16 protein-coding genes and 1 pseudogene are annotated in these 17,277 nt (G+C 72.6%); 7 read left to right on the plus strand and 10 right to left on the minus strand.

Annotated elements, in window-relative coordinates; translation table 11 throughout:
• Positions 1–59 precede the first annotated feature (59 nt).
• The 4 genes and pseudogenes from IGS69_RS32950 to IGS69_RS32965 form a co-directional block, all read left to right on the plus strand.
• The gene (locus tag IGS69_RS32950; RefSeq protein WP_190904098.1) at positions 60–821 is read left to right on the plus strand and encodes an AraC family transcriptional regulator; all 762 of its coding nucleotides are present in this window, start codon (positions 60–62) and stop codon (positions 819–821) included.
• A gap of 50 nt (positions 822–871) precedes the next feature.
• Positions 872–1,252 carry a DoxX family protein gene (locus tag IGS69_RS32955; protein WP_190904099.1) on the plus strand — a complete coding sequence of 127 codons (381 nt, stop codon included), beginning with the start codon at positions 872–874 and terminating at the stop codon, positions 1,250–1,252.
• The gene (locus IGS69_RS32960; protein ID WP_269783198.1) at positions 1,249–1,716 is read left to right on the plus strand and encodes a peroxiredoxin; all 468 of its coding nucleotides are present in this window, start codon (positions 1,249–1,251) and stop codon (positions 1,714–1,716) included. The genes IGS69_RS32955 and IGS69_RS32960 overlap by 4 nt, the downstream gene beginning before the upstream one ends.
• Positions 1,717–2,079: 363 nt before the next feature.
• Positions 2,080–2,770, plus strand: a pseudogene (locus IGS69_RS32965) (ATP-binding SpoIIE family protein phosphatase); the annotation flags it as partial.
• A 9-nt stretch (positions 2,771–2,779) separates the two neighbouring features.
• Here the strand turns inward: IGS69_RS32965 and IGS69_RS32970 are convergent.
• Positions 2,780–3,394 carry a DNA polymerase ligase N-terminal domain-containing protein gene (locus IGS69_RS32970; RefSeq protein WP_190904100.1) on the minus strand — a complete coding sequence of 205 codons (615 nt, stop codon included), beginning with the start codon at positions 3,392–3,394 and terminating at the stop codon, positions 2,780–2,782.
• A gap of 38 nt (positions 3,395–3,432) precedes the next feature.
• Complete coding sequence (locus IGS69_RS32975; protein ID WP_190904101.1) at positions 3,433–4,263, minus strand: aldo/keto reductase; 831 nt, start codon at positions 4,261–4,263, stop codon at positions 3,433–3,435.
• 98 nt (positions 4,264–4,361) lie between these two features.
• Here IGS69_RS32975 and IGS69_RS32980 point away from each other — a divergent pair, with 98 nt between their 5' ends.
• Complete coding sequence (locus IGS69_RS32980) at positions 4,362–5,426, plus strand: LacI family DNA-binding transcriptional regulator (RefSeq protein WP_190904750.1); 1,065 nt, start codon at positions 4,362–4,364, stop codon at positions 5,424–5,426.
• Here the strand turns inward: IGS69_RS32980 and IGS69_RS32985 are convergent.
• From IGS69_RS32985 to IGS69_RS33000, 4 genes are read right to left on the minus strand one after another with little or no spacing between them, the layout of a single operon-like run.
• The gene (locus IGS69_RS32985; RefSeq protein WP_190904102.1) at positions 5,389–6,765 is read right to left on the minus strand and encodes a glycoside hydrolase family 32 protein; all 1,377 of its coding nucleotides are present in this window, start codon (positions 6,763–6,765) and stop codon (positions 5,389–5,391) included. The genes IGS69_RS32980 and IGS69_RS32985 overlap by 38 nt on opposite strands.
• Positions 6,762–7,616, minus strand: a complete 855-nt coding sequence (locus IGS69_RS32990) for a carbohydrate ABC transporter permease (protein WP_030853770.1) — start codon at positions 7,614–7,616, stop codon at positions 6,762–6,764. The genes IGS69_RS32985 and IGS69_RS32990 overlap by 4 nt, the downstream gene beginning before the upstream one ends.
• Before the next feature lie 17 nt (positions 7,617–7,633).
• Positions 7,634–8,590, minus strand: coding sequence for a carbohydrate ABC transporter permease (locus IGS69_RS32995; RefSeq protein ID WP_190904103.1), 957 nt, complete (start codon positions 8,588–8,590; stop codon positions 7,634–7,636).
• Positions 8,587–9,996, minus strand: coding sequence for an extracellular solute-binding protein (locus IGS69_RS33000; RefSeq protein ID WP_190904104.1), 1,410 nt, complete (start codon positions 9,994–9,996; stop codon positions 8,587–8,589). Before IGS69_RS33000 ends, IGS69_RS32995 begins: the two co-directional genes overlap by 4 nt.
• Positions 9,997–10,158: 162 nt before the next feature.
• Here IGS69_RS33000 and IGS69_RS33005 point away from each other — a divergent pair, with 162 nt between their 5' ends.
• On the plus strand, positions 10,159–11,700 hold the full coding sequence (locus IGS69_RS33005; protein WP_190904105.1) for a glycoside hydrolase family 32 protein: 1,542 nt from the start codon (positions 10,159–10,161) through the stop codon (positions 11,698–11,700).
• A gap of 108 nt (positions 11,701–11,808) precedes the next feature.
• Positions 11,809–12,783 (plus strand): TauD/TfdA dioxygenase family protein, encoded by a 975-nt coding sequence (locus tag IGS69_RS33010; protein ID WP_190904751.1) that lies wholly within the window; start codon positions 11,809–11,811, stop codon positions 12,781–12,783.
• 19 nt (positions 12,784–12,802) lie between these two features.
• Here IGS69_RS33010 and IGS69_RS33015 read toward each other — a convergent pair whose 3' ends face one another.
• The 4 genes from IGS69_RS33015 to IGS69_RS33030 form a co-directional block, all read right to left on the minus strand.
• Positions 12,803–13,831 (minus strand): LLM class flavin-dependent oxidoreductase, encoded by a 1,029-nt coding sequence (locus tag IGS69_RS33015; RefSeq protein WP_190904106.1) that lies wholly within the window; start codon positions 13,829–13,831, stop codon positions 12,803–12,805.
• An 81-nt stretch (positions 13,832–13,912) separates the two neighbouring features.
• A complete protein-coding gene (locus IGS69_RS33020; protein WP_190904107.1) occupies positions 13,913–15,418 on the minus strand; it encodes a metallophosphoesterase family protein in 1,506 nt (501 codons plus the stop codon).
• A 201-nt stretch (positions 15,419–15,619) separates the two neighbouring features.
• Entirely contained in the window at positions 15,620–16,375 is a 756-nt protein-coding gene (locus tag IGS69_RS33025) for a dienelactone hydrolase family protein (protein WP_190904108.1), read from the minus strand.
• A gap of 158 nt (positions 16,376–16,533) precedes the next feature.
• A complete protein-coding gene (locus IGS69_RS33030) occupies positions 16,534–17,154 on the minus strand; it encodes an L-threonylcarbamoyladenylate synthase (protein ID WP_190904109.1) in 621 nt (206 codons plus the stop codon).
• Positions 17,155–17,277 lie beyond the last annotated feature (123 nt).

Raw genomic sequence — 17,277 nt, forward strand, 5'->3', positions numbered from 1 at the left:
GTCACCCGGCGATCGTCTTCCGCCGGCCGTGTGGCCCGCTTCCGATAATCTGCCGGACTGTGCCGAACATCCGCCACACTCCCACGGCCCCCACCCGCGCCCAGCGGCTCACCGCCGGCGAGCGCATCGACGCCCACCGCCACGACGACCACCAGATCGTCTACGCGGGCACCGGCGTCGTCGCCGTCACCACCGACGCCGGCACCTGGTTCGCCCCCGGCACCCGCGCCATCTGGGTCCCCGCCGGCACCGTCCACGCCCATCGCGCCCACGGCCGGCTCGACCTGCACCTGGTCGGCCTGCCCGCCACCGACAACCCCCTCCGCCTGGACCACCCCGCCGTCCTCGCCGTCAGCCCCCTGCTGCGCGAGCTGATCCTCGCCTACACCCGCGACCCCGGCGACGACAGCCCCGAGCGCCGCCGGCTGCGCGCCGTCCTGCGTGACCAACTGCGCCACTCGCCCCAGCAGCCGCTGCGCCTGCCCACCCCCGCCGACCCGCGCCTGGCCGCCGTCTGCGCCCTCGTGCACGCCGACCCGGCCGACGTGCGCACCCTCGCCGAACTCGGGGCCGCGACCGGGGTGGGGGAGCGGACCCTGAGCCGGCTCTTCCGCGGCGAGTTCGGCATGACGTTCCCTCAGTGGCGCACCCAGTCGCGGCTCTACCACGCCCTGCGGATGCTGGCCGACGGCCTGCCCGTCACGACCGTGGCCCACCGCTGCGGCTGGTCCTCTGCCAGCGCCTTCATCGACGTCTTCCGCCGCGCCTTCGGCTACACCCCGGGCAGCCACCACCGGCACTCCCGGGACCCGGTGAACTGACCCGACTACCGACCGGTAATAATGCGCGGCAGGCCTTCAGAGGAGGAACCGTGTCCCGGTCCGAACGCTCGCCCCTGCTGCTCGCCGGCCTCCTGGCCACCGCGGGCGTCGCCCACTTCGCCCGACCACGCCCGTTCGACGCGATCGTCCCGCGCGGCCTGCCCGGCACGCCGAGGGCCTGGACCTACGCGAGCGGCGCCGCCGAGCTCGCGCTGGCCGCCGGCCTGGCCCTGCCGCGCACCCGCAAGGCCGCCGCGCTGGCCACGGCGGCCTTCTTCGTCGGGGTGTTCCCCGCCAACGTCAAGATGGCCGCCGACTTCCGCCACCACCCCACCCCGCAGAAGGCCGCCGCCTTCGGACGCCTGCCCCTGCAGGTGCCGCTCGTGCTCTGGGCCCGCGGCGTCGCCCGGAACGCCGGGGGCAGGTCGTGACCGCGCGCGTGGAGACCGGGGACAAGGCCGAGGACTTCGCCCTGCCCGACGAGACCGGCACCGTCCGCAGCCTGTCCGAGCTGCTCGCCGAGGGCCCCGTCGTGCTCTTCTTCTATCCGGCCGCCCTGACCCCCGGCTGTACCGCCCAGGCCTGCCACTTCCGTGACCTCGCCGCCGAGTTCGCCGCCGTCGGGGCCCGCCCCGTCGGCATCAGCGGCGACGACGTCGAGCGCCAGCAGGAGTTCGCCGGACGGCACGGCCTCGGCATGCCGCTGCTGTCCGACGCCGACGGCGCGGTCCGCGAACGGTTCGGGGTGAAGCGCGGGTTCTCCCTGGCGCCCACCAAGCGCACCACGTTCGTCATCGCCCAGGACCGCACCGTCCTCGACGTCGTCCGCAGCGAACTGCGCATGAACGCACACGCCGACCGGGCGCTCACCGCACTGCGCGCCCACCGGCCCTGACGCCTTCACGCATACCGCCTCGCGGTTGATAGCGGGCGGTAAAGGGATGATCCTGGACGAATGGAGGACGCCTCCGCTGCTGCGACCATCGACGCACGCGGCATTCTGACGGGGTGGAGCGAGGGTGCCCGGCGGCTGACAGGCCATCCGGCCCATGAGGCCGTGGGCCGCGCCGCCCGGGAGCTGCTCGCCGAGGCCGTGCCACCCGAGGCCGTGGCCCCGCGGGCCGGCACGGTCACAGTGCGGCACCGCGACGGCCACCAGGTCGGACTCCGGGCCAGGGCCTGCGCCCTGACGGGCCCGGACGGCGAGGCGAGCGGATACGTGATCACCGCCGCGCCGCCCGGCCGCGGGGAGACCTCCCTCCCCTCGACGGCGACCATGGGCCGGCTGGTCACGGCCGTCCGCACCTTCGCCGACGTGGACCTCCCGCCCGACGAGCTCCTCACCCACCTCGACGACCTGATCACCCATCTCGCCTCGGACGACCAGGGCGACGGGGTCGCCGAACTCGGCGCGACCTGCCTCTACGCCGTCTACGACCCCGTCACACGCCGGCTGAAATGGCCGCCGCCGGGCACCCCGCGCCCGCCCTGGTGCTGCCCGACGGATCCGCCCGGCTGATCCCCATGAGCGCGGGCCCCCCGCTGGGCGTGGGAGGCCTGCCGTTCGAGGCGACGGAGCTCCAGCTGCCCGAGGGCTCCGTCGTCTCCCTCTCCACCGACGGACTCGTCGAGGACCGCGCCCGCGACGTCGACCACGCCACCGCCGAGCTGTGCCGCGCCCTGACCGCGCCCGCCGCACTGGTCACCAACGCCATCCGGTACGGCGCCCCGCCCATCCAGCTCCGCCTGATCCGGGACAGGGACCAGACCCTCATCTGCGAGGTGTCCGACGGCAGTTCGACCTCCCCCCACCTGCGGCGGGCGCACCAGGACGACGAGGGGGCCGGGGGCTGCTGCTGGTCGCCCAGCTCACCCAGCGCTGGGGCAGCCGGCAGACCACCCGGGGCAAGACGATCTGGTGCGAACGGTCCCTCGCACCGCTGTTCTGACCGGCCGGCTCAGTCCCCGGCCGCCTCCGAGGCGACCTGCCCGAGCGTGCGGCCGGACATGGCCGAGCGGGCTCGCCGGGAATCGGGAGCCCCGTGCGTACGGGCCGAGCCCTCGGCCCGCTTCACCAGCAGCCAGGCCTGCTCGCCCTCGCCGTCCCGCCCGCCGCGGAACCGGGTCAGGGCGTACTCGCCGTGCAGCTTGGAACCGCTCAGCCGGAACGTGGCGTGCCCGCGCTCCAGCGACTGAGCGAAGTCGACGGGCCGGCCCGCGCGGTCGTGGCTCAGCGGCTCGTACGTGCCGTGGTCCCAGACGATCACCGTGCCGCCGCCGTACTCACCGCGGGGGATCACGCCCTCGAACTCCTCGTACTCCAGCGGATGGTCCTCCGTGGGCACGGCCAGCCGCTTGTCCTTCGGGTCGGCCGACGGGCCCCTGGGGACCGACCAGGACTTCAGCACGTCGTCCACCTGCAACCGGAAGTCGAAGTGCATCGTGCTCGCGTCGTGGATCTGCACCACGAACCGGGGCCGCTCACCCGCGGACCCACCGTGTCCCCGGGGCTCGCCGGTCCGCTCGAAGTCGCGCTTGCCGCGGTAGTCCCGCAGCCGGTCCCGCTCGGCCACCTGCGGCTCCTTCCTGCTTCGGGCGCCCCGGGTACCCGTCAGAACTCCTCGTGCACCTCGGGGTCCCCGCCGAGCCTGCGCCGCGGCCTGTCCGCGACGGCCCGCATCTCGTCCTCGCTCAGCTCGAAGCCGAAGATGTCGATGTTGGCGCGCTGCCGCTCCGGGTTCGCCGACTTCGGGATCGGTACCGCGCCCAGCTGGACGTGCCAGCGCAGCACGACCTGCCCCGGCGACACCCCGTGCGCCTCGGCGATCCGCGCCACTGCGGGGTCCTCCAGCAGGTCCGTGCCCCGCCCCAGCGGGCTCCAGCTCTCGGTGACGATGCCCTTGCCCGCGTGGAAGGCGCGCAGCTCCTCCTGCGGCAGCATCGGGTGCAGCTCGATCTGGTTGACCGAGGGCAGCACCCCGGTCTCCTTCTCCAGCCGCTCGATGTGCCCGGCCGTGAAATTGGAGACGCCGATCGACCGGACGAGTCCCTCCTCGCGCAGCTTGATCATGGCCTTCCAGGAGTCGACGTACCGGTCCATCCGCGGCAGCGGCCAGTGGATCAGGTACAGGTCGACGTACTCCAGGCCCAGGCGGGCCCGTGACTCCTCGAAGGACGCGAGGGTCTCCTCGTAGCCGTGGTGCCGGCCCGGGAGCTTCGTCGTCACGACGATCTCCTCGCGCGGCACCACGCCGGAGGCCACGGCGCGGCCGACCCCCGTCTCGTTGCGGTAGTTCGTCGCGGTGTCGATCAGGCGGTAGCCCACCTCCAGGGCCGAGAGCACCGCCTGCTGCGCCTCGTCGTCGCCGAGCGGCCAGGTCCCCAGCCCCAGGGCGGGGAGCGTCGTTCCGTCGTTGAGCGTGTATGTCGGGATGCTGATCACCGTCGGACCTTCCCGTTGACTGTGTCGTCCCTCCAGCGTCACGGATAGGGTGAGCAATGATCAACCGGACGGGTGGGGGAATGAAGGCGGCGGACGGCATGGGCAGCGCCGAGGAGAAGCAGGCGACGGGATCGGGACGACCCACCTCACGGGACGTCGCACGGCTCGCCGGCGTGTCGCACACCGCCGTGTCCTTCGTGTTCAACGGCCGGGCCGCCGGCAACCTCTCGCCCGCGACCCAGGAACGCATCCGGCAGGCCGCCACCCAGCTGGGCTACCGGCCCGACCCCGTCGCCCGCGGCCTGCGCCGCAGCCGTACGGCCGTGATCGGACTGGTCACCGACGAGATCGCCTCCTCCCCGTTCGCCGGACGACTGCTGCGCGGCGCCATGGACACCGCCTGGGCCAGCGAGCACCTGGTCCTCACCGTCGACTCCGGGGGCGACCCGGACAAGGAGGACGCCGCGGTCGCCGAGCTCCTCGACCGGCGCGTCGACGGCATCATCTACGCCGCCATGTCGCTGCGCAGCGTCCGGGTCCCCGAGGGCCTGCACCGCACCCACTCCGTCCTCGCCAACTGCCTGCCCGAGGACGACTCGCTGCCCGCCGTCATCCCCGCCGAGCGCGCCGGCGGCCGTACGGCGGCCCGGCTGCTGCTGGAGCAGGGCCACCGGCGGGTCGCGCTCGTGGGCGGGCAGGACGACATCGCCTCCGCGGAGCGGCTGCGCGGCTTCCGCGACGCGCTGCGCGCCGAGGGCATCACCGTCCCGCGCGACTGGGTGGTGCGCACCGGAGGAGAGATCTCCGGCGGCTACGAGGGCGCCGCACGCCTCCTGGACAACGCCCCGCCCGAGCTCAGGCCCACCGGGATCTTCGCCTACAACGACCGGGTCGCGGCGGGCGTCCTGCACGCCGCGACCCGGCTCGGCATCACCGTCCCCGGCGACCTGTCGGTGGTGGGCTACGACGACCAGGAGCACATGGCCGCGCACCTCGCGCCGCCCCTCACCACCATTGCGCTGCCCCACCGGGCGATGGGGGAGGCCGCCGCGCGGCTGCTCCTCGACTCCCTCGCCACCGGCCGGACCCCGCCCGCCACGGTGCGGCGCCTGGCCTGCCCGGTGATCAGCCGCGCGTCGGTGGGACCAGCGCCCATCCGGTGACGGTCGCGCCGGGTGGCACGCTCAACTCCCCGATGTCGTCCGCGCGGGCGTAGACGCGCTCGGTGACCGTGGCCCGGTCGCCCACGAACAGCTCGTACAGCGAGCCGTCGACGAGGACGCGCAGGGTGAGTTCCTCGCCCGGCGGCACCGGGACGACGACCGGTGCCGCGGCCTCCTCGCGGGGCCACCCGTCCCGGTTCAGCGTCACCGTGCCCGCGTCCGGGTCCAGGGTGACCGTCAGCTCGTCGCCCGCGGCCGACCTCAGCAGACCGACCGTGGTGCGGGTGCGGGCGCCGACCGTCAGGTCGTAGGCCGCCGGGAGCGCGGTCCGGCCCGGGGCGGTGACGAACGGCTCGGCGGCCCGCAGCCGGTGCAGTTCCGGCGCCGGGGACACCCGCAGCGCCCCGTCCGGATGGACGTCGACGACACGGGGAGCGGTGAGGACACCGGCCCAGCCGGCCTCGCCCTGCTCACGGGCCTCCCACGACCAGCCCCACATCAGGGCCCGGTCCGGCTCCTGGAGCACGGCGGGGGCGTAGAAGTCACGGCCGTGGTCGAGCAGTCCGCCCGTGCGGGCTCTGAAGCGCAGGTCCGAGTCCAGGCGGCCCGTGAGGTAGCCCGTGGTCCACGGGTGGCCGTCCCACAGGGACACCACCAGCACCCACCCGCCGTCCCGCGCGGCGTACAGCTGGGGGCACTCCCAGCCGGTGGCCCGGCCGCCGAACGTGGCCCGGGCGGCCGGGTCGTGGCCGTCCAGGAGCACACCCGCGAACCGCCAGTCGGTGAGGTCGTCGCAGTCGTAGAGGAGGACCGACGGCGTGCCGTCGGCGTGGCCCGCGCCGACCAGCGCCCAGCGCCGGCCCTCGTGGCGGAAGACGAACGGGTCGCGGAACATCACCACGTCCAGGTCATCGGGCGGCCCCGTGACCACCGGCGTGGGCAGGGGCGTCCACTCGGTCAGCGCGGGATCGTCCGGGTCCGCCGCGTGGGCCAGACAGATCGTGCCGAGCCCGGTGTGGTCGCGGTCGACCCCGGTGTAGACGGCCGTCGGCACGCCCCCGTCGTCGACCACGCACCCCGACCAGCAGCCCGCCTCGTCCGGGCCGCCCGGGGTGGGGGTGAGCGCGATCGGATGGTGCTCCCAGTGCGCGAGGTCGGCGCTGGAGGCGTGGCCCCAGTGGACGTTGGCGTGCACCGGGGCATCCGGGTTGTGCTGGTAGAAGAGGTGATGGCGGCCGCGCCAGCGGAAGGGCCCGTTGGGGTCGTTCATCCAGTTGGCGGGCGGGCGGACCCGGAAGCGCGGGGCGTGCGGGTCGTGCGGGGGAGCGGCGAGGCTCAACGGTTGACTCCAGCGGACGTGATGCCCTCACGCAGAGGGCGCTGGCCGACGACGAACACGGCGACGGCGGGGATCATGGACAGGACGACACCGGCGAGCACCACGGAGATGGAGCCGGTGCCGAGGTTGCCCTGGAGGGAGACCAGCCCCAGCGGCAACGTGTAGTTCTGGCCCGAGGTCTCCAGGATCAGCGGGCGGAAGAACTCGTTCCAGTGGTAGTTGAAGGCCAGGACGCCCACGATCGCGAGGCCGGGCGCGGCCAGCGGGGCGTACACCGACCGGAAGGTCCGCCAGGGCCCGGCCCCGTCCAGCATCGCCGCCTCACCAAGGTCCTTGGGCATGCCGAGGAAGTACTGGCGCATCAGGAACGTGCCGAACGCGGTCGGGAAGGCCGGGATGATCAGCCCGAGCAGGGTGTCGGTCAGGCTCATCGACTTCAGCACCAGGAACACCGGCACGATGGTGACCTGCAACGGCACCATCATCGTCGCCAGCACCAGGCCGAACAGCGGCTTCTTGAAGCGGAACTCCAGCCGGGCGAAGGCGTAACCCGCCAGGCCCGCCGTGATCATCTGGCCGACGGCGATCAACGCCGTGACCAGCGTGGAGTTGAGCGCCAGCAGCCAGACGTCGATCTGGTCGAAGACCCCGCGGTAGGCCTCGGTGGAGGGGTTCGACGGGATGAGCTGCGGCGGCAGGTCGAATGCCTCGGCGGGGGTGCGCAGCGAGGTGGACACCGTCCACACCACCGGGCCGAGGGTGAGCAGCGCGCACACGGCGAGACCGGCGATCCGCGCCCACGGCGCCAGCCCGTGCCGCACACGGCTGGAGGAGAGGGTTGCTTGGCTCATGGGAGGACTCACCCGGCTCACTGGTAGTGGACGAAACGCCGGCTGAGCCGGAACTGGAGGGCGGTGACCGCCATGATCAGCACGAACAGCAGCACACCCACCGCGGACGCCTCACCGAAGCGCAGCTGCTCGAACGCCGTCTCGTAGATGACCATCACGACCGTGCGGGTGGAGTCGCCGGGACCGCCGTTGGTGAGGACGTACGGCTGCTCGAAGACCTGGAGGGCGTTGATGATGCCGACGACCGAGGCGACCAGCAGCGTCGGAGAGAGCAGCGGCAGCGTGACGGTCAGGTGCTTGCGCAGGCCCGTCGCGCCGTCGAGGGCGGCGGCCTCGTGGATCTCCTTCGGGATGTTGTTCAGCCCGCCGACGAACAGCAGGAAGGAGAAGCCGAACTGCTGCCAGACGTAGACCAGGACCACCGTCGCCATCGCCGCGTTCTCCGACGTCAGCCACGGCACCGGCGCGATCCCGACGAACCCGAGCAGCCAGTTGATCACCCCGAAGTCCTGGTTGAACAGGTACTTCATGACCACCGAGATCGACGCGGCGGACAGCACCAGCGGGAAGAAGAACGCCGAGCGGAACACCGACCGCAGCCACACCGGCATCCGCCCGTTGAGGGTCAGCGCGAGGGCCAGCGCGACGAGCAGTTGCAGCGCCACCGCGAACACCATGAACACCAGCGTGTTGCGGAAGGAGACCAGCACGGTCTCGTCGCCGAACACCTCACCGTAGTTGGAGAGCCCGGCGTAGGACGGCGAGTCGATGACGTTCCAGTGGAAGAGGCTCAGGATCACCGAGCCGGCGATGGGCACGACCGTGAAGACCACGATGCCGACGATGGTCGGCGTCAGGAACAGCGTGGCCAGCAGCCGGGTGCCGCGGTCGCGGGCCGAGGGGCCCTTCGGCGCCGGGGCGGGCGGGGCCGTCGGGCGTTCGGCACGCGCGGGCGGTGTCTGGGTGTTCGTCATACGTCACGCTCCATGGCCTTCTCCAGATCGCCCTGCATCCGGCGCAGCGCGGGACGCACCGAGCGCGCGGAGGCCAGGGCCGTGCCGGTGTGCTTCAGCAGCACCTGCTCGACCTCGGCGACCTGCGGCGGCGCCGGGATGGGGCCCGTGTCGGGGAACCGGTCGAGGGTGTCGTAGAAGACCGGCCAGTGCGCCGGGCCGGTCTTCGCGTAGCGGCCGGCGGTCAGCAGGGAGCGGCGGGCCGGGGTGGTCTGGTTCGTGGCGAACAGCCACTCCAGGGTGTCCTTGCGGGCGGCGTACTTGATGAACTCCCACGCCTCGTCCTGCATCGTCGAGGTGCGCAGCAGCGCGTAGCCCGCCGCGCCGTACTGCATGCGCTGGGTGCGCCAGCGCGGGAAGTACTGCACGTCGAAGCCGTCCCGCTCCATGCCGGCCAGGTGCAGTCCGCCCGCCCAGAAGCCGCCCGCCGGGGTGACGCCGACCCGGCCGGTGGAGAACACCCCGATGAGGTTCTGGCCGTTGCCGCCCTCGGGGCGGGTGCACAGACCGTCCTGGATCAGGGAGGCGAGGTAGTCGTAGACCTCCTCCACCCGGTCGTGCGTGACCTGCGGTGTCGTCCAGCGGAAGCCACCGCCGCGGCCCTTGCGCTGCGCGGCGGGGTAGAAGCCGTCCCACAGCCAGGCGCCGCCGGGTGCCCTGGACTCGGTGAGCAGATTGGTGTCGTTCGCGAACAGCCAGGGCACCACCCCGCCCCAGAGCCGGTTGGTCCAGAAGTACGGCGTGAAGCGGGCGCCGCTCGACCTCTTCATGTCCCGCAGCAGCGCCGTGAAGTCGTCCCGGGTCCAGTCGGCCGGCGGGAAGTCCGCCCCCGCCCGGCGCAGCACCTGCCGGTTGACGTACATGTCGGCCGCGTTGAACTCCACCGGCAGCTGGTAGAGGCTGCCCTCGTACATCATCGACTCCACCAGCGAGGGGTGGACGTCGGTGAAGTACTCCTTGAGCTCGGCCGCGTCCCTCTTGACCCACTTGTCCAGGGCGACCCCGAGCCGCTGCGCGAACAGCTGCACGCCCTCGGTGGCGACGTAGACGAGGTCGGGGGCGGTGCCCGCGGCGACCTGGGTGAGGATCTTCGCGAAGAAGTCCGACCAGTCGACGGCCTGGACCGCGTTGATCCGGAGCTTGATGTCGGGATGCAGCTCGGCGAAGCCCTCCTGGAGCGTGCGGATGGCCTCCGGCCCGTAGGCGGGGCCCAGCGTGGCGACGACGAGGGAGCCGTCGTCCCGGCCGGGGATGTCGGCTCCGGTGAGCCGGTCCCAGCTCGCGGCGGTGCCGGCCAGGGCGGCGGCGCCCGCGCCATAGGCGCCGTACCGCAGCAGAGAGCGGCGGGTGAGGTGCGAGTCGGTCATCGTGTGTGGGGCCTAACTCGTGTTAGCCGTGGGTTGATGCCCCAGATGATGTGAGGGCGCAACGAACCTGTCAAGGTGTGCGGGCGCTTGACCTTTAACGAGTTAGGTCCGAGAGTCCTGATCCCATGGGCCGCGGTTTCCGAGAGAGGGACGAGGTGTGTGATGCGCGGGATCACCAGGAGAGCTCTGTTCGCAGGTTCGGCCGTGGGCGCGGCCGGCGCTCTGCTGCCGGTGGCGGGCCCGGCGGTGGCCGGGCCCCGGGCGGCCCGCGCGAGCTACCGCGCCGGGTACCACTTCACCGTCCCCGAGCAGTGGAAGAACGACCCGCAGAGGCCGGTCTGGATCGACGGCAGCTATCACTACTACTACCTGCACAACGCCGACTACCTCGCCGGTGAGATCGGCACCGCCTGGCGCCTGGCCACCAGCACCGACCTGGTCTCGTTCACCGACCGGGGGATCGCCGTGCCCAAGGACACGACCCCCAACGGCGACGTCTGGTCGGGGTCGGCCGTGGTGGACACGCACGACACGGCCGGCTTCGGGGCGGGCGCGGTCGTCGTGCTGGCCACGATGTCACCGCACGACGGCCCGGCCGACCAGGCGCAGTACCTGTACTACTCCACCGACGGCGGTCGCAGCTTCACCCCGCACGGCACCGATCCCGTGCTGCCCAACCCCGGCGTGCGCGACTTCCGCGACCCGAAGGTGATCCGCGACGAGGAGCGCGACCGGTGGGTGATGACCCTCGCCGAGAACGACAAGGTGGGCTTCTACCACTCCGCCGACCTCAAGTCCTGGACCTATGTGAGCGGGTTCGTCAGGGGCGGCATCGGCGTGCTGGAGTGCCCCGACCTGTTCCGGATCCGCGCCGGGGACGGCACGCCGAAGTGGGTGCTCGGGGTGAGCGCCAACGGCAAGGGCGCCGGGCTGCCGAACACGTACGCGTACTGGACGGGCTCCTTCGACGGCACCGCCTTCACCGCGGACGCGGCCGATCCGCAGTGGCTCGACCACGGCTGGGACTGGTACGGCGCGGTCACCTTCGACAAGCGCGGCACCGACGGCGCCCTCGACGAGGGGACCCGTTACGCGATCGGCTGGCTGAACAACTGGGACTACGCCCACATCACGCCCACGATCGACAGCGACGGCTTCAACGGCACCGACTCGATCGTCCGCGAGATCACGCTGAAACGCGGGGGCGACGGCACGTACTACCTGGCGTCCCGGCCGGTCGCGGCACTCGACCGGTACGTCTCGCGCACGGTGACGCTCGGCGACCTGGAAGTCGAGGGCACGCGCCTGCTCGACTACCGGGGCACCGCCTACGAGCTGACCTGCGAGATCACCTGGGACCAGCTGACGGGTGCGGGGATGCAGCTGCGGCGCTCCCCGGACGGCGTCCGGCACATCGACGCGGGCGTCCACCGCGACTACGCCTACCTCAACCGCCGCCCCACCGTGTCGCCCGACCTGACGGGCAGGTGGCAGGAGAGCCACAGCCCGTTCGACCCGGCCCGGCGTTCGGTGCGGTTGCGGATCCTGGTCGACCGCACCTCCGTGGAGATGTTCGTGGACGACGGACGGTACGTGCACTCGTCGGCGGCCTTCCCGTACCTGGTCGACACGGGGCTCGCGCTCTTCACGGTCGACGGGAAGGCGGTGTTCCGGAACACCGTGATCCGCGAGTTCAGGGTGTAGGGCGGCCAGGGCGCGGGACCGGACCGACGAGGCGTGGTCGCCCTCGGCGGGGATCGCTGCCACGATCTTCGGGGAGACCGGACCATGGCCACGACCAGCGGAGCGCTCATGACGACGGACAGCGGGATGACGGACGAGGCGGCGCGGAAGGCCGGGCTGGAGGTGAAACCGGTCGCCGGGTACATCGGGGCCGAGATCGGCGGGGTCGATCTGGCCGGGGATCTCGACGACGCCGTGGTCGCCGCGATCCGGGCGGCGGTGCTGCGGTGGAAGGTGGTCTTCTTCCGGGGGCAGCGGCTGGACCACGCCGGGCACCTGGCGTTCGCGCGCCGGTTCGGCGAGATCGTGGAGCTGCCCAGGCGGGGCAAGGCCTCGCCCCCGGACTTCCCCGGGATCGAGACGACCGCCGACCGGCTGGAGCTGGGCGGGCGGTTCGGCATGGAGCACGACGAGTGGCTGCGGCGCAGGCGGCACACGCTGCTGCGCGGCTGGCACTGCGACCACGGCGCCCGCGTCGACCCGCCCGCCGCGACGATCCTGCGCGCGGAGACCGTACCGCCCTACGGCGGCGACACCACCTGGGCGAACCTGGCGGCGGCGTACGCCGGACTCTCCGCGCCGCTGCGGCGGTTCGTCGACGGACTGCGGGCCGAACACCGCCTCGGCGTCGGCTACCAGCCCCGTCCCGGCGACGACGCCTACGTCCGCCACCTGCTCGACCGTCAGGTCGCCTCCCTGCACCCCCTGGTGCGCGTCCACCCGGAGACGGGCGAGCGGATCCTGTACGTCAACGGCTATTACGTCGAGCAGATCGCCGGCCTCTCCCGGCCCGAGAGCGCCGCGATCCTGGACATGCTGCTGGAGCAGGCGGTCCGGCCCGAGTACACGGTCCGCTTCCGCTGGGAGCCGGGTAGCGTGGCGTTCTGGGACAACCGCGCCACGATGCATCTGGCCCCGGGCGACACGTCCCGGCTCGACCATCCGCGCATCATGCACCGGGTGATGCTCGCGGGGGACGTGCCCGTCGGGGTGGACGGCACGGCGTCGGAGCCGATCACGGGGACCAGCCCGGGCCACTGGTGACCCGGGCCCGCCTGGAGGCCTACGTGCCCGGTCGCCACCCCAGGGCCGGGCCCAGCCTGGTCGCCATGTCGGTGAGGATCTGTTCGTAGTCCTCGTGCCCGAAGTCGAAGGGCAGGGCGAACGCGACCTCGTCCACCTCCCGGAACGCGGCGTGCGCGCGCAGTCGTTCGGCGATCTCGGCCGAGGTGCCCACGAGGTCCGGGGCGAAGAGCAGCCGTCCCGGGCCCTGGGGCGAGGCCGTCCGAGGGGTGCGCCGGCCGGCGTAGGCCTCGTAGCGTGCGCGCTGCTCGGGCGAGGCGGAGTCCGTGGGGATGACGACCAGGCCCTGCGAGACCCGGGCGGCCTCGCCGTCGGGGTGGGCGGCGCGGAAGGCGCGGATCTGGGCGAGCTGGATCTCCGCGAAGTCGTAGGGGCCCTCGGGCTGTTCGGCCTTGACGACACTGCTGGTGAGGAGGTTCATGCCGTGCTCGCCGGCCCACCGGGCCGACCGCAGGCTGCCGCCGCCGTACCAGAGGCGGCGGCCCAGGCCCGGGGAGTGCGGCTGCACCCGGTCGGAGAAGACCTCGAAGCCCTCGGTCCCGCTGAAGTCCGTCGCCGGTTTGCCCCGCACGAAGTCGAGCAGCCGTTCCACCCGCCCGTAGCCGAAGTCCTCGGCGTCGGCCGTGTCCGGGTAGAGCGCCCCCTTGACCTCGTCGAAGTGCATCGGCGTGCCCACGCTCACACCCGGGTTGAGCCGGCCCCCGGACAGCAGGTCGACCGTCGCCAGGTCCTCCGCCAGCCGCAGCGGGTTCTCCCAGCCGAGCGGGATGACCGCCGTGCCGAGTTCGATGCGGCGCGTGCGCTGGGAGGCCGCGGACAGGACGGCGACGGGGGAGGAGATGCCGTACTGCAGATGCCGGTGACGCACCCAGGCGCTGTCGAAGCCGAGCCGCTCGCCCAGCTCGATGATCTCCAGCGTGGACTCGTGACCCCGGCGCGGATCCGCCTCGTCGAACAGCCCGATGGTCAGGAAACCCAGCTTGCGCAGCGGTCGCGGGGTCGGCGGCACGAGCCCTCCATCATGGAACCTGCAATGAACCTACGGTGGTGCCAACCCGGCGGCGGCCCGTGCTGTTCCCGTTCCGCCCGGTCAGCGCAGCGGAATCGTCACCTCGTCCTCGACGGGCGGGGCGACTTCCTGGGCGCGGTTGCCGGTGGCGGCATGGCAGCGCAGCCGGACCGACTCCGGGGAGACGTCCAGACGCAGAAAGCACTTGAAGAACGGTGGGCTGTACGTCGCCGAGCTCGGTGAGAACAACGACGTGTAGATCTTGCGCACCGGCAGCCGGAACCGCCTGGCCCTGTCGGGGCGGCGGCCGGTGCCGAGCAGTCCGGCGACCAGCCGGACCCGCCGGGTGACACGGGCCGGGGCGCCCGGCGCGCGGGTGGGCCCGATGCCGAGGCGCTCGGCGATCACGGCCGTCGCCTCGGCCTCCGTCAGCGTGAAGAAGCGGGGCAGGCGCAGCCGCCGGCCGTAGAGGCGGCTGTAGAAGGCCAGGGAGTCGCCGCGCAGCGGGTAGCAGCGGAAGTCCTGCTCGGTGACGCCCGCGACGTTCACGCGGGGGATCGTGTGCGTGGCGTGCATGAACGCGCCGCCGCCGCCCGCGACGACGTACTGGAGCGTGCGCCCGTCGTCCAGCCGGACCGGGTAGCGCTGGTAGTTGTGGATGTCGCCGCCGATCGCCGCCACATAGTGGTGGTCGGGGTCGCGGACGATGTCGTCGACGGTGCCGCCGCCTTCGATGGCGCACGGCTCGCGCCGGCCGTCCACGTACAGGGGCGAGCCGGTGACCAGGATCTTCGGGCGGGGCCCCCGGGAGACCTCGCGCAGCCAGGCGCCCTGCTCGGCGTCGAGGGTGCCGAGCAGACCCGTGTCGATGCCGATGACGCGCACCGGGCCGGCGTCGATCGCCCAGTACGGGCCCGGCTGGACGGCCTGTTGCTCGGGGGCGGAGCGCAACGTGCGTGCCTCGGGCAGGTGTTGCCCCGCGTCGGGGCTCGGCCGGTGCCACAGCAGGGAGCGCAGCCAGGCCCGGGTGAGCGGGCGCGGCCGGGGCTCGGGCGGCAGGGGCGGGGCGTCGTCGCAGAAGACGCGCATGAAGCCGCCGAGGTCCTCGTACCAGTCGTGGTTGCCGGGTATCGCGTAGATCGGCGCCCGGTAGTCCCGGTACGGGCGGAAGAACTTGGTGCCGTAGTCGTCCGCGCTGCCCACCGGGTAGATCACGTCGCTGGCCAGCACGGCGAACCGGGTGTCCTGACCGGCCTTCAGAAGGCCCGGCACGACGGCGTACTGGGGGTCGTCGCCCTCACCGGTGTCGCCGATCACCAGGAACGAGAACCGGTCCGGGTCGTCGCGCCGGATCACCTTGTCGGCCGGTGCGCCGGACGCCGCCCGCTGCGCCACCCACCGGCTGCGCGTCCGGCTGGTCGGATCCCCGAACCACGAGGCGAGCACACCGTTGCGCGCGACCCACAGCATCTTCGGGTCCAGCCAGGAGATCTTCTCGGCCTTCGGCGGCATCAACCGCCGGTACGCGCCCCGTTCACTGGTGCCCCAGCCGGCGCCTTCGGCGGTGTCGCGTGAGGAGTCAGACATCGGGGCACCGTAACAATCGATCGCCGGCCCGTCCGCAGGCGGGCCGCTCACCGCTGGCGTGCGGGTGAGGCCGACGCGCGCCACGAAGGGCGGTGCGCAGGCGCCGAGTTGGCGGCAGGGGAGTCCGGCCGGGAAGCCGGAGCGGCCCCTCCCCGGCAGGCCATCAGATGGCCACTCGCGCTCCCACGCGGTCGTTCGGGGTCAGAAGGTGCGCTTCAGCAGGTCGAGCAGCGCCGACCAGTGCCGCTCGTCGCCCTCGCGGTGGTACGACGCGGTGTCGGCCTGCGTGAAACCGTGGGGCGCGCCCGTGTACACCTCGCACCGGTGGCGGACGCCGGCGGCCGTCAGGGCCTCCTCCAGGCGCTCGATCTGCTCCTCGGGCAGGGAGGGGTCCTGGTCGGCGTGGCCGAAGTACAGCTCGGCGGTGACCTTGCCGGCCACCAGGTGGGGGCTGTCCGGGGCGTCCGTGGCCAGCCGTCCGCCGTGGAACCCGGCCGCGGCGGCGACCCGCTCCGGGTGGGTGCCGGCGGTGAGCAGCGAGAGGCGGGCGCCCATGCAGTAGCCGGTCAGCGCGACCGGGCCGTCGGCCACGGCCGGGTGTCGGTCCAGCCAGTTCAGGTAGGCGCCGGCGTCCCGCATCGCCAGGTCGGGCGTCAGGGCCTGCATGGCCGGGACGATGCGCTCGAATATCTCCGGGCGCGCCTCCGGGTCGATGAACTCGGGCAGGTCGAACAGCGGGGCGCGACCGTGCCGGTGGAACACGTTTGGCACCAGCACCGTGTAGCCCTCGGCGGCCAGCCGGTCGGCCATGGACCGCAGCTGCGAGCGAAGGCCGAAGGCGTCCATGAAGACCAGGACCGCCGGATGGGCGGCGCCGTCGTCGGGGTGGACCAGGTAGGCGTCGGCGGTGCCGTCCGCGGTGGGGATGTCGACGGAGGTTCCCTGTACGGCGGTCATGGCTGGGCTGCCTCTCTGCGGGGGGTGGGGTCCAGGGACCCGTCCGCGTGCGTGACCGGGCGGATCATGCTCATCGTGACACGCCCGTTCCGGGGGCATTTCGCCCGCCCCCGGCACATGGTTGAACCGTGAATCACCCTTGGTTCCCGCATTACCGACTACTCGAACCGTGAGGCGTCTCCCGCGCCGTACCGCACGATCTCGGCCTCTCCGCCGGAGAAGTCGACGACCGTCGTCGGCTCGGTGCCGCAGTCACCGGAGTCGACCACACCGTCCAGCACATGGTCGAGCAGGTCCTTGATCTCCCAGCCCTGCGTCATCGGCTCGTCCTCCCCGGGCAGCAGCAGGGTGCTGGACAGCAGCGGCTCACCGAGCTCCGCCAGCAGGGCCTGGGTGACGACATGGTCGGGGATGCGCACGCCCACCGTCTTCTTCTTGGGGTGCTGCAGCATGCGCGGCACCTCCTTCGTCGCGGGCAGGATGAACGTGTAGCTGCCCGGCGTCGACGCCTTGATCGCGCGGAACACGTCGTTGTCGATCCGCACGAACTGGCCGAGCTGCGCGAAGTCCTGGCACACCAGGGTGAAGTGGTGCCGGTCGTCCAGCTTGCGGATCGTACGGATCCGGTCGATGCCGTCCCGGCTGCCGAGGCGGCAGCCCAGTGCGTAGCAGGAGTCCGTCGGGTAGGCGACAAGAGCGTCGGCACGGATGCTGTCGGCGATCTGGCCGATGGTGCGGGGCTGGGGGTTGTCGGGGTGCACGTCGTAGTACTTCGCCATCCGCCGAGCTTATGCCGCCGGTGCGGGTCGCCGGCGCAGGAGGGGGCCGGGCCCGGGGCGCGGACCGCCCCCGCCCGTCCGCGTGTCCGGTCGGCGCGGGGGCCTCGGGGACGTGAGGTAACG

This window comes from Streptomyces tuirus (assembly GCF_014701095.1).
Classification (GTDB): domain Bacteria; phylum Actinomycetota; class Actinomycetes; order Streptomycetales; family Streptomycetaceae; genus Streptomyces; species Streptomyces tuirus.

What these genes read in the sequence shown, in the direction of transcription:
- IGS69_RS32980 (WP_190904750.1), top strand. Translation starts at nt 4,362, where the DNA reads ATGGGCAGCGCCGAGGAGAAGCAGGCGACGGGATCGGGACGACCCACC.
- IGS69_RS32990 (WP_030853770.1), bottom strand. Translation starts at nt 7,616, where the DNA reads ATGAGCCAAGCAACCCTCTCCTCCAGCCGTGTGCGGCACGGGCTGGCG.
- IGS69_RS32995 (WP_190904103.1), bottom strand. Translation starts at nt 8,590, where the DNA reads ATGACGAACACCCAGACACCGCCCGCGCGTGCCGAACGCCCGACGGCC.
- IGS69_RS33000 (WP_190904104.1), bottom strand. Translation starts at nt 9,996, where the DNA reads ATGACCGACTCGCACCTCACCCGCCGCTCTCTGCTGCGGTACGGCGCC.
- IGS69_RS33005 (WP_190904105.1), top strand. Translation starts at nt 10,159, where the DNA reads ATGCGCGGGATCACCAGGAGAGCTCTGTTCGCAGGTTCGGCCGTGGGC.
- IGS69_RS33010 (WP_190904751.1), top strand. Translation starts at nt 11,809, where the DNA reads ATGACGACGGACAGCGGGATGACGGACGAGGCGGCGCGGAAGGCCGGG.
- IGS69_RS33020 (WP_190904107.1), bottom strand. Translation starts at nt 15,418, where the DNA reads ATGTCTGACTCCTCACGCGACACCGCCGAAGGCGCCGGCTGGGGCACC.
- IGS69_RS33025 (WP_190904108.1), bottom strand. Translation starts at nt 16,375, where the DNA reads ATGACCGCCGTACAGGGAACCTCCGTCGACATCCCCACCGCGGACGGC.
- IGS69_RS33030 (WP_190904109.1), bottom strand. Translation starts at nt 17,154, where the DNA reads ATGGCGAAGTACTACGACGTGCACCCCGACAACCCCCAGCCCCGCACC.